This window comes from Thermoanaerobacter wiegelii Rt8.B1, from assembly GCF_000147695.2.
Classification (GTDB): Bacteria; Bacillota; Thermoanaerobacteria; order Thermoanaerobacterales; family Thermoanaerobacteraceae; genus Thermoanaerobacter; species Thermoanaerobacter ethanolicus.
This window is the reverse complement of the sequence record NC_015958.1, coordinates 1994250-2008508: the sequence shown is the minus strand read 5'-3', so window position 1 is coordinate 2008508 and position 14259 is coordinate 1994250. Positions and strand designations below refer to the sequence as shown.

13 protein-coding genes and 2 pseudogenes are annotated in these 14259 nt (G+C 34.0%); 5 read left to right on the top strand and 10 right to left on the bottom strand.

Annotated elements, in window-relative coordinates; genetic code table 11:
- Positions 1-53 precede the first annotated feature (53 nt).
- Positions 54-698 (bottom strand): DinB/UmuC family translesion DNA polymerase, encoded by a 645-nt coding sequence (locus THEWI_RS09890; RefSeq protein ID WP_083820907.1) that lies wholly within the window; start codon positions 696-698, stop codon positions 54-56.
- 319 nt (positions 699-1017) lie between these two features.
- Here THEWI_RS09890 and THEWI_RS09885 point away from each other — a divergent pair, with 319 nt between their 5' ends.
- From THEWI_RS09885 to THEWI_RS09875, 4 genes are all read left to right on the top strand, one after another.
- Positions 1018-2403, top strand: coding sequence for an AAA family ATPase (locus THEWI_RS09885; protein ID WP_014063304.1), 1386 nt, complete (start codon positions 1018-1020; stop codon positions 2401-2403).
- A 95-nt stretch (positions 2404-2498) separates the two neighbouring features.
- Entirely contained in the window at positions 2499-2993 is a 495-nt protein-coding gene (locus THEWI_RS15010; RefSeq protein WP_244262212.1) for a hypothetical protein, read from the top strand.
- 56 nt (positions 2994-3049) lie between these two features.
- Positions 3050-3661, top strand: coding sequence for a hypothetical protein (locus THEWI_RS15005; protein ID WP_244262211.1), 612 nt, complete (start codon positions 3050-3052; stop codon positions 3659-3661).
- A 1115-nt stretch (positions 3662-4776) separates the two neighbouring features.
- A complete protein-coding gene (locus tag THEWI_RS09875; RefSeq protein WP_014063301.1) occupies positions 4777-6318 on the top strand; it encodes a 4Fe-4S dicluster domain-containing protein in 1542 nt (513 codons plus the stop codon).
- 255 nt (positions 6319-6573) lie between these two features.
- Here the strand turns inward: THEWI_RS09875 and THEWI_RS09870 are convergent.
- The 7 genes and pseudogenes from THEWI_RS09870 to THEWI_RS14985 form a co-directional block, all read right to left on the bottom strand.
- Positions 6574-7760: pseudogene (locus THEWI_RS09870) on the bottom strand (IS256 family transposase).
- A gap of 176 nt (positions 7761-7936) precedes the next feature.
- A complete protein-coding gene (locus THEWI_RS15645; RefSeq protein ID WP_425274183.1) occupies positions 7937-8221 on the bottom strand; it encodes an integrase core domain-containing protein in 285 nt (94 codons plus the stop codon).
- Between the two features lie 72 nt (positions 8222-8293).
- Positions 8294-8614 (bottom strand): IS3 family transposase, encoded by a 321-nt coding sequence (locus tag THEWI_RS15640; RefSeq protein ID WP_425274182.1) that lies wholly within the window; start codon positions 8612-8614, stop codon positions 8294-8296.
- A gap of 349 nt (positions 8615-8963) precedes the next feature.
- On the bottom strand, positions 8964-9503 hold the full coding sequence (locus THEWI_RS15855; RefSeq protein ID WP_244262210.1) for an ABC transporter permease: 540 nt from the start codon (positions 9501-9503) through the stop codon (positions 8964-8966).
- A gap of 12 nt (positions 9504-9515) precedes the next feature.
- Positions 9516-9866, bottom strand: a complete 351-nt coding sequence (locus THEWI_RS15850; protein ID WP_244262209.1) for a hypothetical protein — start codon at positions 9864-9866, stop codon at positions 9516-9518.
- A 184-nt stretch (positions 9867-10050) separates the two neighbouring features.
- Positions 10051-10525 (bottom strand): annotated as a pseudogene (locus THEWI_RS14990) (IS3 family transposase); the annotation flags it as partial.
- An 88-nt stretch (positions 10526-10613) separates the two neighbouring features.
- Positions 10614-10889 (bottom strand): transposase, encoded by a 276-nt coding sequence (locus tag THEWI_RS14985; protein ID WP_014063300.1) that lies wholly within the window; start codon positions 10887-10889, stop codon positions 10614-10616.
- A gap of 233 nt (positions 10890-11122) precedes the next feature.
- On the opposite strand from THEWI_RS14985, the gene THEWI_RS09845 reads away from it, so the two are divergent.
- Positions 11123-11800: a hypothetical protein gene (locus tag THEWI_RS09845; RefSeq protein ID WP_014063299.1), complete on the top strand. Its 678-nt coding sequence runs from the start codon at positions 11123-11125 to the stop codon at positions 11798-11800.
- Positions 11801-11930: 130 nt separating this feature from the next.
- On the opposite strand, the gene gltA is transcribed toward THEWI_RS09845, so the two are convergent.
- Positions 11931-13331 (bottom strand): NADPH-dependent glutamate synthase, encoded by a 1401-nt coding sequence (gene gltA, locus THEWI_RS09840; RefSeq protein WP_014063298.1) that lies wholly within the window; start codon positions 13329-13331, stop codon positions 11931-11933.
- Entirely contained in the window at positions 13318-14196 is an 879-nt protein-coding gene (locus THEWI_RS09835) for a sulfide/dihydroorotate dehydrogenase-like FAD/NAD-binding protein (RefSeq protein WP_014063297.1), read from the bottom strand. Before THEWI_RS09835 ends, gltA begins: the two co-directional genes overlap by 14 nt.
- Positions 14197-14259: the final 63 nt, after the last annotated feature.

Below are 14259 nucleotides of genomic sequence, written 5' to 3'. Positions count from 1 at the left end.
GCATTTTAATATTTCCCATGAGAGAAGCAAAGGTAATACTCTTTTTGCCATATTTATTTTTTATTTTTTATTTTTTGAATTGCTGTATCTAGTCTTTCTTTTTTGTCGTGAGAAATATAATCACAAAACAATTTCATTTGAAAGCCTGTCCCTGCTTTGGTTAAATCTATTGCTCTGATTGCAAGTGAACGTACATTTGTTTTCCAGTCATATCTTTTTATAAATAATTCAGTGGCAATTTGGGCTAATTCAATAGAATTTTGTATGGGATAAGGAGTTTTGGTTTGATACTGTTTTGTAAAAAATTTTTCATCACGGACACTTATTTGTACTCCGTTGGCTTCAAGCCCATTTTCTTTAAGTCTTTTAGATACATTAAAAGAAAGTTCCATAAACACATTTTTAACTTCTTCATTATTTACAAGATCGGCTGTACATGTAACTCCGTGACCAATACTTTTCACAGGTGCCTTATAGTCCGCATCATATACTATTGAATCATCCATTCCATTGGCATACTTCCAGAGAGTAATCCCATTAATGCCTAAAAGGTGTTTTAAAAAAGATGGGGGTGACTTGGCAAGCTCTCCTAAAGTGTCTATTCCATAACTTCGCAATTTTGCTGTGGTAGCCCTGCCAATGCCTATCATGGCTGAAATCTCTAGAGGCCAAACAATTTCTTTAAAATTTTCACGCATTATAACTGTCGTAGCGTCAGGTTAATAATTATACAAAATTTTACAATTCATTTGGGATGCTAGATACTTCTTTACTCTGGTCAATGTTGCTGCCGGCAGGGCAATTTATGAATTTGTTCGTTTAGACTTTTTCAAGAGTTGAGGCAGGTGTTTTTTTGATACCTGCCTTTAATTTTGCTGATTTTCTTGCTCATTAAACTGTATTAACCCATTTTTTAGCAAGGCTCTGGAAGAAAATACAGCACTGTGGTATAATATTACTAACTCTAAAGTTAGTAACTTTAGAGTTAGTACCTTATAAATCAATGAGGTGAATTTAATGTTTATTGGTAGAGAATATGAACTTGAAACATTAAACAGGCTGTATAATGAAGATAAATTTCATTTTATAGTAATGTATGGGAGAAGACGTGTGGGAAAGACTACATTATTGACCGAATTTTGCAAAGATAAACCGTCAATATTTTTTGTTGCCGAAGAATACAATGATAAAATTGCTCTTGAGTCTTTTTCAGATAAGATACTATCATATTTTGGACTGGGTGGATTAGTAAGTAGGTTTGAATCATGGGAAAAAGCGTTTCTCTTTTTAGCACAGCAGGCGAAAGACAAACGATTAGTTGTTGTAATTGATGAATTCCCATATATAGTCAATTCAAACAAAAGTATTCCATCACTTTTACAAAATTTAATAGATCATCATTTAAAAGACACTAAACTTTTTTTGATTATCTGTGGTTCTTCTGTAAGTTTTATTGAAAAAGAGATTTTAAGTTATAAAAGCCCTTTATATGGGAGAAGAACTGCTCAGTTAATAGTGGAACCTTTCAATTTTTTTGAAAGCAGAAAGTTTTTCCCTAACTATGATTTTGAAAACCAAGTCATAGCCTATGGAGTTTTAGGAGGGATTCCTCAATATTTAAATAACTTTGACAGTACAAAGGACGTATACGAAAATATTAAAACAAAGATACTGGATAAAGCATCTTATCTTTACGAAGAGCCTAAATTACTATTAAGACAGGAGGTAAGAGAACCTTCATTATATAACTCAATAATAGAGGCAATAGCAAGTGGAAGCAGTAAATTAAACGAAATATCTACAAAAGTAGGAGTTGATACTGATAAATGCTCGAAGTATATTTCTACGCTAATAGACTTAAAAATTCTTGAAAAAATTACTCCTGTTGAATTGAAAGATAAAAGCAGAAAAAGTATTTATAAAATTAAAGATAATTTTTTCAGGTTCTGGTATAGATTTGTCTTCACTAACAAAGCTTTAATTGAGCAGGGGTTGATTGATGAAGTTCTGGAAAACAAGATTAAACCCTTCATGAATGAATTTATTGGTGAAGTTTATGAGGAAATATGCATAGACTATCTTAAGATTTTAAACAAAAACAAGAAATTACCTTTCATTTTTGAAAAGATAGGGAAGTGGTGGGGAAACAATCCTTATAAAAAACGTGAAGAAGAAATTGACATAGTGGCACTTGATAAAAATAACATAATGTTTGGCGAATGTAAATGGCAGAACAGGAAGGTAGACATGGGTGTTCTAAAGGGTTTAATAGAAAAAAGTGCTTTGTTTAATTATCAAAATAAGTATTATATATTATTTTCGAAAAGCGGTTTTACAGATGATGTGATAAATTTTGCAAAGAACAACAGCAATGTTTTTTTGATTGAAAAATTTGATAAATGAAAGTTATCGCTTAATGTACCTTAAAACGGTTGATACTGTACACAAAAAAATTTAAAATGGAATTAAAAAGAGTCAAAAGAGGCAGGGAGCTAATAATGAGAAAAATTGTGAACAGAAAAGACAAGATTATAATCAACTATTCTCAATCCAAGGGCGGGAAGCAGCGCAGTTTTGACCTGGTTTTTCCTTACATAAATGATACCGAAATTGATGTTGTATTAGTTGCTGAACAGAGCGATTCAGGAGAATGGAATCCCCTGAAGGCAATCACTGATAAAGAAGAGACAACAGCCGATGAAGAAGAAGCAGCAAAAGATCTTGCGGATTTAACATGGCACATATATTCGAGAAAAGAACAAAAAAAACTGCTGCCTTCCGTTGTAAACTTATGGGAAGAAGGGAATTTAAGAATAGCAGCCTGCTTAAGTGAAAAATACGGAGAAAAGTTCTTTACAGCGAAGCAGCAGGAAAATTTAGAAAAAGAGGTGCTAAATTCGGATAGGTTAATATGCTGGTGGCCAGATCCAGTAATATGGGAAAGTGCAAAAAAGCTTAAAGAGTCCTTTAATTCATTACTTTTAATGAAATAGCTGTACCTTTCTACACATTTAAAGAGTATTTTAAGCGCCCAGACATACAAGCAGAAATGCAGAAATACTGGGATGAACTAGAAGAAATATTAGAGAGTCCACAGGAATTTGCTGTAATTGGAAAAAATATAAAAGTAGATGAATACGCAAAGTATTTGCGCGGTTTAAAAACAACACTGTTTTTCTTAAAGAAGAATAACATTCCCTTTAAATTAACACTTGGCAATGTTGAGCGGGCAGAAGAATTTTTTAAGAAAGAAAATCTTGATCATTTCCAACTAGATTCATGGATAATTGCTGCTCCAATATTTGAGCCTATGTCTGATTTCTTAATAGAAGAACAAATATTAACCGGTCCAAGCAGTATAATTACCGGGAAAGAAGAAATAAAAGCGTGCTTATCTTTTTTAAGTCACTTCCCATACACAGCACCTGTTCCAGATGCAGTTGGAGCAGTTGTCTATGCAGGAGATAAGCATATTTCAAGCACAGTTTTTTGGTTTAATCCAGCAACAACCATAGAAATTGTGAAGAAAACAATGGAAGCAGCTTTGGAAGAGTTAAATAAACGTGGTGTAGAAAAAATCATAATGATAGAAGAAATGGTTCCTTTTGAGGCTTCATGGGAAGGCGAGGTACTTCTACTACGGATACCTGAGGATTGGTGAATAAAAACTACTGAACAGATTTCAAAAAAGTAAAGATATTAAAAAGACATCCTTTAAAGGAAGGAGATAAAAAAATTATACTGAAAAAGAAGGGAAAATGCCTAGTGGGGTATGTGGAGGGTCAAGTCCAAATTTTTGTGTAAAATCCTTGTGGTTAAAATATGATCCAGTGTACTACTCCGCCACCGGGTTGTCAAGAGTACTCATTGCTGAGTTTTCGTCCGTCCTTGATACTAGGGTTCTTCGTCAGTTACTAAAAACTAATGGTAGGAATAAAGGATATTTTATTGATTAAACGAAGAGAGCTGAAACGTATACAAAAGCTACAAATAAACAATATTACAGTATTAAATATGGGCAAAATAACACCAATATATAGAATTTTAAAAGCAATAAAATATGAAAGAGTGATATAAAAAAACATAATGCATGGAACCTTGATTTAAGCAATTTCAGGGTTTGCCTTTAAAAAAAATATCTTACAGTATATTGACATTATCGATATCAACTTTACTCTAAACAAAAAAGGATTGTTATGGTATAATAAATATGGATAACAGTTCCATTCTTATGTGTATTTTTAGGATACTTCAATTTTTATTATACACTAATATGGATGTACAAAATTAATTAAAATTATCAGAAACAAAAACCACAATATATATGATATACAATATGTAGTTATTAACACTCTTAACCAAACATGAAGGAAGTGAAAAAGGATAAAAAGAGACAAAAAGAGGTGCAGATAGTGGTCAAATAATCATGAGCGATGTGATTTTTCTAGTTTTGCTTTATCCACAGGTAGTAAACGTGCATTTTACCATATGATATTAGGAGAAAGTTGTTTTTTTTGGTTCTTAATTCTTTCTTATACTTGGTCTTTTAAATATCCTTTTAAACATCGCAATTAGCTTAATACGGTTTTTCTAAAATGATATATCTTCAATTACGCTTTTGTGATGTCGTATAAATGAGAACATATTACCTACAACTGATTATATTGCCTTAATATGCTTTCTGTTGCTAGAATAGATGGATTGATTTACTATAGAAGTTAAATTAAAATTTGAAAAATAATTATTTTTAGTATTTTTAGAAAGGGAGGAATAAGCTTGTTTAAATTTAATTCTGATATTCAGATGTTAAAGTATGAGGTATTATACAAAGTAGCAAAATTAACATTAGAAGACAAACTGGAAGAAGAATATAATAAAATTCCACACGAAATAATTCCTGGCTCAAAACCTAGATTTAGATGTTGTGTGTATAAAGAAAGAGCCATCCTCGAGCAGAGAACAAAACTAGCAATGGGTAAAAACTTAGAAAGAACTCTGAAATATGCTATCGAAAGTGAGGAACCCATTATACAAGTAATAGATATAGCTTGTGAAGGATGTCCTATTAAAAGATACAGGGTTACAGAGGCATGTCGTGGTTGCTTAGCACATAAATGTATAGAAGTTTGCCCTAGAGGTGCTATTTCTATAAGAGATAAGAGAGCTCATATAGATTATGATAAATGTATTGAATGCGGTAGATGTAAAGATGTATGCCCATATAATGCGATATCGGATACTTTAAGACCATGTATACGCTCTTGTGCAGCGAAAGCAATAATTATGGATGAAGAATTAAAAGCTGTTATCAATTATGAGAAATGTACTTCCTGTGGAATGTGCACATTGGCATGCCCATTTGGTGCTATAACAGATAAATCATATATTGTAGACATAATAAGAGCTATAAAGAGTGGAAAAAAGGTTTATGCATTAGTGGCACCTGCTATAGCATCTCAATTTAAAGATGAGACAGTAGGACAGGTTAAATCTGCTTTAAAGAAATTGGGATTCACAGATGTTGTAGAGGTTGCACTTGGAGCTGATCTTGTTGCAATAGAAGAAGCAAAAGAATTTAGTGAAAAAATAGGTGACATAAAAGTCATGACAAGCTCATGTTGTCCTGCGTTTGTGACTCATATTAGAAAAAGCTATCCTGAGCTTATTCGAAATGTATCAACAACAGTATCACCCATGACGGCTATCTCAAAATATATTAAAAAGTTTGATCCTGATGCATTAACTGTTTTTATAGGTCCATGTACCGCAAAAAAATCAGAAATCATGAGAGATGAAATTAAGGGAATAACAGACTATGCCATGACATTTGAAGAAATGGTGGCTGTACTTGATGCAGCGGGAATAGATATCAAAGAGCAAGAAGACATGAAAGTTGAGGATGCGACACTATTTGGAAGAAAATTCGCACGATCTGGCGGTGTAGTAGAAGCTATAAAAGAAGCAATAAAAGAAATGGATATTGATATAGAACTTAATCCGGTTATTTGCAATGGACTTGAGGAATGTGACAAAACTTTAAAAATAATGAAAGCAGGGAAACTTCCCAATAATTTTGTAGAAGGAATGGCATGCATTGGTGGATGCATTGGAGGTGCGGGTGTTATCAATAGCAATGTAAATCAATCAAGGTTGACAGTAAATAAATTTGGTGATACATCGACATACAAAAATATTAAAGAAAGACTTGATAAACTCGATATAGATGAAGTTGATTTTCATGTGCCACACGAAAAAATACAAATAAATCATGAAAAAAGCTTAAAAAGAGAGAGTAAAAAAAGATGGGCATATATTTAAAAGCGTTGAATTAAAATATGGGAGTGAAAAATATTTTGTGTATTTAGATTAATTATATCCTCTTTCTCAGTAAGAATCAGTTAACATTTTTATCTGTTCTATCTTTAGTATGACCTTTTTTCTACATCTTATGCATGAAAGTGAATAATTTTGGTTAAAATATTTAATTAGGGATACTGTAAGCTTTTCTCTAGAACCTTTGAAGACCTAGGGATTCAAAGGTTCTAGAGAAAAAATTTTTTCGGGCTTCGCCCCCTATAAGTATTTTTCAAGTCTTCCAGGATACATTATGATTAATTGGTTTAATACTATATCCCAGTTTTTATACCTCACTGTCCATTTCTTTAATACATTCATTGTTACTAAGTATAGCATTTTTTCTAATGCTTCATCAGATGGAAATATTATTTTTGATTTTGTAACTTTCCTTTTGTATACACTATTTTCCTTACTTCTTCAGGGAATTTGTAAAATGGACTTAATACATCCCAGTTATTCTCCCAACTCTTTATGGCATAAGGATATAGATTCTGCCATTTGTTTTTTAATTTCTCAAATTCATCCCTTGCTATTTCTTCATTAGCTGCTTGATATACTGTTTTAAAGTCTTTACTGAATTCTTTAAGGTGTTTATATGACACATATTTGAAACAGTTCCTTAATTGATGTATTATACATCTTTGTATCTCTGATTTTGGAAATGCTGCTTGTATTGCTTCTTTTATCCCTGTTAATCCATCTACAGAAAATACTAAAACATCTTCTACTCCTCTGTTCTTTAGCTCATTTAATACTCCAAGCCAGAATCTTGAACTCTCATTTTCTCCAATCCAAATCCCTAATATATCTTTTATGCCCTCTATCGTTACCCCTAATACTACATAAGCTGCTCTATTGATAATATGACCGTCTGTTCTTACTTTGTAATGGATGGCATCCATAAATATGAAAGTGTATATCTTTTCTAATGGCCTTGATTGCCATTCTTTTATTTCTGCTACTATTCTTTCGGTTATTTTACTTACCATTTCTGCAGATAGTTCTATTCCATACAGGTCTTTTATCTGGTCATGAATATCTCTTCTTGACATTCCTCTTGCATATAGAGCTATTACTTTTTCTTCAATTCCTGATATGTCTCTTTTGTATTTTGGAACTATTTTAGGTTCAAATTCTCCTTGTCTGTCTCTTGGAATATCAATTTCCATCTCACCAAATTGAGTTTTTACCGTCTTTTGAGTATAGCCATTCCTTGAGTTTTGAGTATCTTTATCTTTTTTGTCATATCTTTCGTAGCCAAGTTCTGTTGAAAGTTCTGCTTCAAGCATTTCGTGAATAGTGTCTTTAAAAAGATTTTTTAATGATGTATAAAGGTCTGGAATAGATTGAATATTGTTTTCGTTAATGAAATTTCTTAACTGTTCTTTTGTCAATAGTGACATTTTTAAAGCCTCCTTCTTGGTTTTGTATATATTTTAATTCTTACCAAGAAAGAGGTTTTTAATCAGTTTACACAAAAATTTTTACAGTCTCTTTTTATTTTTTCACATTTATTTTACCAATATTCGGAATAAATTAAAATAGCCTATATAAAGATAAAATTTTTCTAGTAAAACAGTTAAAAAAGTTGAAACTTTAGATAACTGTACTGGTCCCTATTTATTTGGACTTCAACGACTAAAAGTCCTCGGCTCGCATTGTTTCGTAAAATTTCTTTGTAAAACTTGCTTGTTGGAATGTAACCTAGTGATTGATGGGACCTTATCCAGTTGTACTCTTTCATAAACTCATCAAGCTTTTTAAAAAATAGGCCATATGCAATAAATTCATGTAATTTTACAAATTCTTCTTTTAATGTTCTAAAAAATCTCTTTATATTAGGATTTCGTTCTGGTGATGTTATAGGTATTCGTTCTGTAATATACCATAGGATTCACAAAATTCTTCGAATTCTTTTGACTTAAATTGTGGACCATTATCGGTCCGTATTATACCCTACTATCTCAAGAGTATATGTATCTATAATACCTAACACAAAAATTATTTTTGGAAGCAATGTTACATATGTGATATCCATTTGCCAATGATTATTCGGCTCATTCACTGCAACTTCTTTGAAAGCTATCAAGGATTGCTCTGACCTATAATGCCTCTCTGCAGGCAATAGAAGGTCCATCTCTTTACATAATCTATAAACTTTCTTTTTGTTAATTTTTATGCCAAATAAACTTTTTAAAAGAACAGTCAATTTTTTGTAGCCATAGCGAGGATATTCTTCAGCTAAATCAAAAAGTATGGTCTTTATAGCTTAGTCAGATACTATTTTACCATCTATGGTTTGTAAAAAACCAGATACCCATCGCTTTTAGTGGAAGAACTTTCTGTTTCTGCTAAAATAGCAAGGTTTTCTTCAATGGTAAAGTTTTTATGTGATGCCATTGCTTTAACTCAATTTGTGAGAGGAAATAATAATGATAAAACAAATACTACTATTTAAAACGGCTTTTATGAAAAATTATTAATTAAGTAAAAGTAAAAAAGTTAGGCAGCGAAGCTTTTAATCCTTTGCTGCCTTTTTAAAATTTTGGCTTTATGGTAAATGGAGGGGTGGTGGCTATTTTAAAAAGGAAAGCAGCTTTTATTTTTTAATCTACTTGTTCTCTTAAAACGTCAACCGGCATGACCTTTGCCACTTTTCTTCTGACCAAAAATCTTGAAAATACGAACACCAAAAACAGTACAGCAAATGTTGAAATGACGCTCTTTGGGCTTACCTCAAGCACCATGGCAAAATCTATATCCTTTGTCGCCGCACTCATGAGACTGTCCATAGTAACTTTTGAAAGTGGAATGCCCGCTAAAAATCCTATCAAGAACGAAATATTGTTAAAGCCAAGTATCATTTTAAAGATGCTATTTTCTCTGTATCCCAACATTTTCAGTACCCCTATGTTTTTCTTATTCTCATTTATAGTCAGATTGGATAAAACATACACAATCAAAAGGGCAAGGATTGCTGCAACAAGTGACATAACTCCAATTGTCTTTGAAAGGTCCGATGCAGAAGCTTTTATTGTATTTACAAGCTCAGATTTTGAGTAGCTCTCAAACACCAGATTGCTGTCAAGGTTTAGCTTTTCTTTCGAAAATATGCCCACATAGTCTTTATCACTAAAACCAAACATCCTGTTGAAACTCTAAAGAGCCATATATCCGTTGTTACCAACCGGAAGGTCGGCAATTTTGTAAACTTCCAAGGTGTACTTTTTATCGGTGAACTTGCTCTTTATATGAATCTTGTCTCCCTCTTTAAGTCCAAGCTTGTTTGCCAGAGGTCTTGATACGATGAGCTTATTTGATACTTGTATTTGCTTGCCCTTTGTATCATACAGCTTTATCATCTGTGAATCCTTTTTAATACCGTATATCATAATACTAAGTTTCTTTCCCTCGATGCCAAAAGACATCATGTTGAAGCCTTCTGCAAAGCTTGGTAGCTTTATCTCAGGATGACTTGATACTGAGTTTAAAAAGATAGGCGTATTCATATTTGAAGTTCTTTTCCTCCGCCCTCTCAATCGAAACAACTATTGAATCTTTTGCCGTCATACCGTACATCATGAGTATGGTGGAAAAGATTATACCAACTGCCAAGACAAGCTCTCTTGTGATATGCCGCCATCCGTATTTTTGGATTTATGTCAATATAGTAGACACAAAAACTCGAAATTTTTATGCTGACTTTTTAATTAAATCCTCAAATTGTCGCGGAGTCATATACCCTATACTACTATGTACTCTCTTTCTATTATACCAAGATTCAATATATTCAAATATAGCAAGTCTGGCAGTAGCAAAATCATGGTAAGTAGCTAAATTTACTTCTTCCTTTTTTAAAGAAGCATGAAAAGATTCTATACATGCATTTATCATAGAGGCATCCTTTGTGACTAAATGAGTGTTTTATGTTACCTTTGGATAATATATATTCTTGAAATTTGGTGCTTGTATACCGTGAACCTAAATCACTATGAAGTATAAGCTCTCCCTGTGGCTTTTGAGCATTATAGGTATTTCCCACAGCACAAATAGCAAGCTATGTATCCATTGTCTTGGAAAATACATAACCAATAACTTCCTTGGTATGTAAATCTATTACTGTGGCAAGGTACCACCATTTGTCCTTGACAGTGTAAATATGCGTTATATAGGAGCTCCTTGAAACCTTTAAAACTTCACACATTAATTTAACATTATGATATTTTTATTTTCCTCAATAAACTCAAATATAGAGCTTACTCCTTTGCGAATATGGCCATCGCTTTTTTTAATATTTCATTCTTCTCTTCAAGTCTTGCCATCTTCTTTAACATAGCCTGATATTCTTCTACTGTAATTGTTGTGCCTTTGTTGTCTATATTTATTGGTTTTGCTTTTTTCAACCAACCTGATATTGTGGATTTTGAGATGTCATATTCGCTTGAAAGCTCTACTAGACTTTTACCATAGTTATACAACTCTACTATAGTATTCTTGAATTCATCATTATATTTTCTTTGTCCTCTTGGCATTTTGTAGATACTTCCTCTCTTTATATCTTTATTTTATCCTGTTCGAGTTAAAGTGTCTACAATAATATACTAACACCAATGTAAAGGTTGTAAATTTAATGAAAGGAACCAAATTACCAGTCGAGGATGCGACGGTACAATACATGATTTTAAATTTATATTCAATGTTACCAAATGAACAATAATGTGAATAGGGAGGATAAAGATGGTGCCAAAACGATTAAATTGGTTGTTTGTCTGCTTTTAAAACTTATGATGTGAAAGTAAATATGCCTGTTTCAAATACTATAGCAGTAAAAGTCGACAAAGGTTATCGGATTTATTTTGAAAGTTTAGGGAAAGTATATAAAAAGCTTAATCAGGAAGAGCCTAAGTTCATCGCAAATGGGTATTTGTTGTCTGTGGATGGAAACGGAAATATATATTTGTACAGAAACATAAATATAAAGACGACTAAAATATATAGAATTGATAAAAATGGCAATGAGAAAGAGATGATTACTTTTAATGAGAAGACTTTATTGGTGAGAAGATGTGGAGATGTAGTTATTTTTATTACTGCTAAGGATAAAGATTTTAAAGAATATGACATGGATTTAATCAATTTAAAAACGGCAAAAAAGACTGTGATACAAAATGCTTCCCCAAATTTAGTGTATGGCCTGCCGCTATTTTCTGACAGAGGTAATATTGCTTTAGTTTTCTATAAAGATAAAAAATCTCAAATGGTTGAAAATGGGAAAATAGCAGAGCTAAAAAATTTTGAAAGCCATGAGCTTCCTGGTACAAGGATGGAGCTGGGATTAAATGTTTATGAAAATTTGCCTATTGGATTTAACAAAATTGTACAGCTTAGAAAGGGGGGAAACAGTATAAAGCTTTTATTAGTAGATGTGACAACAAAATTTTAAAAACGATTGCAGAACAGGAAATAAGTGAGCAGGTAAAACGATAAATTCACAAATAAAAGAGACGATAGCTGGATGTATATCCTTCCATAGTGCCGTCTTGCTATCGTCTCTTTAGTTTACCGAAAGATGTTTACCGCCATTTTTTGTTTTGTAGGTATTCATGGATGGAACGAGCTGCTTTTTTTCCGGCACCCATGGCCAAAATTACAGTAGCTGAACCCGTTACAATATCGCCTCCAGCCCATACCCCTTCTCTGGAAGTTCTTCCATCTTCATCGACAGCGATATAACCGTGTTTTGTAAGTTCTAAGCCTTCAGTGGTCTTTGTGAGAAGGGGATTAGGGCCAGTACCTATGGCGATTACTACCGTATCAACATCCATAATAAATTCAGAACCCGTTATAGGAACTGGACGGCGACGACCCGAAGCGTCAGGCTCTCCAAGTTCCATGCGGATACACTCAATACCTTTGACCCAACCATTTTCGTTACCTGTTATTCTCACTGGATTTGTGAGGAAATCAAATATAATACCTTCCTCTTTAGCGTTCTCGAATTCTTCTTTTCTTGCGGGCATTTCTTCTTCAGAACGGCGATACACAATATGAACTTCGTCAGCTCCCATTCTTAGGGCAGACCTGGCTGCATCCATAGCTACATTGCCACCCCCTATTACTGCTACTTTTTTGCCTACCTTTATGGGGGTGTCAGTGTTGGGAAAAGAATAGGCTTTCATCAGGTTTATTCTGGTTAGAAACTCGTTGGCTGAATACACGCCAAGGTAGTTTTCACCAGGTATGCCCATAAATTTCGGGAGGCCAGCTCCTGTGCTGATAAAGACAGCCTCATACCCCATTTCAAAAAGGTCGTCTATCGTCAGAACTTTGCCCATAACCATGTTGGTTTTAATTTCTACGCCCAGCTGTTGTATAAACTTTACTTCTTGTTCCACTATAATTTTCGGTAGCCTGAATTCAGGAATACCGTATACTAGTACGCCGCCGGGTTTGTGAAGAGCTTCAAAGATCGTTACATCATAGCCGAGTTTAGCCAAATCTCCTGCACAGGTGAGACCGGCGGGCCCGGAACCGATGATGGCCACTTTTTTACCAAGCTTTTTAGGAATTACCGGGGGACGGATACCTTTTGTTCTCTCCCAGTCTGCTGCAAACCGTTCTAGGCGACCTATGGCCACAGGTTCACCTACTTTGCCCAAAACACAGTTTTTCTCGCATTGTGCTTCTTGTGGACAGACTCTGCCACATATGGCGGGCAAGCTGTTGGTTTCTTTTATAATCTTTATAGCTCCTTCAAAATCTCTTTCTGCAATACGTTTTATAAACTGGGGAATTTGTACCTGAACGGGGCACCCTTCAACACATCCTGGTTTTTTACACTGAAGGCACCTCTGGGCTTCACTAACTGCCTCTTCTTTCGAATAGCCCAAAGCTACTTCGTTAAAATTACACCTGCGGACTTCAGGCTTTTGGGTAGGCATGGGTGTTTTCTTTTTGCTTCTATTTAACGGCATCTTTATCAGCTCCTTCTATTTTGTTGATTAATTTGCATTCATGAGCTTCATTAAATCTTTCGAGGGAAATTTTTTCTTCCTCCTTATACGTGGCCAATCTTTTTATTAGTTCATCGAAATCTACTTTATGGCCGTCGAAAGCCGGACCATCAACGCGAGCAAATTTGATTTCTCCGTCTACGGTGACACGACACCCACCGCACATGCCTGTGCCGTCTACCATTATGGGATTAAGGCTCACCATAGTGGGTATGCCATAAGGCTTGGTAATTTCGCTTCCTATTTTCATCAAAATCGGGGGACCTATGATAATAATCTCATCAAATTTTTCGCCTTGTTCTAAAAGCTCTTTAAGTACTACTGTGACAAACCCATGGCGGCCTTTTGAGCCATCGTCGGTACAGATATACATCCTGTCGCTAACAGCTTTTATCTCTTCTTCTAAGATTAGCAATTCAGCTGTCCTAGCACCTATAATAGAAACTACTTCTACCCCCTGCTGATGAAGCATTTTGAGTTTAGGATAAAGTGGAGCAATACCAAGACCTCCGCCTATTCCTAAAACTTTCTTGTGATTAGGAAACTCCACCGGTACACCTAAAGGCCCAACAAAGTCCTGAATATAGTCTCCAGCTTCTAGAGTTCCTAACTCCCGGGTGGTTTTACCTACTTCTTGGAATACTATTGTGACAGTGCCATTTTCTGAATTGTAATCTGCAATAGTAAGAGGAATTCTTTCTCCTCCTTCTTTTATCCTTAGTATAACGAATTGGCCTGGCCTTGCTTTTTTAGCCACTAGTGGTGCCTCTATTACAAACAACTTAATGGAAGGTGCCAGTTCTCTTTTTTCTAATATTTTGAACATAATAGTCCTCCTTTTCTATTAAGATTTTAGCAATATTTTATCACTTTCGAAGATATTATTAGT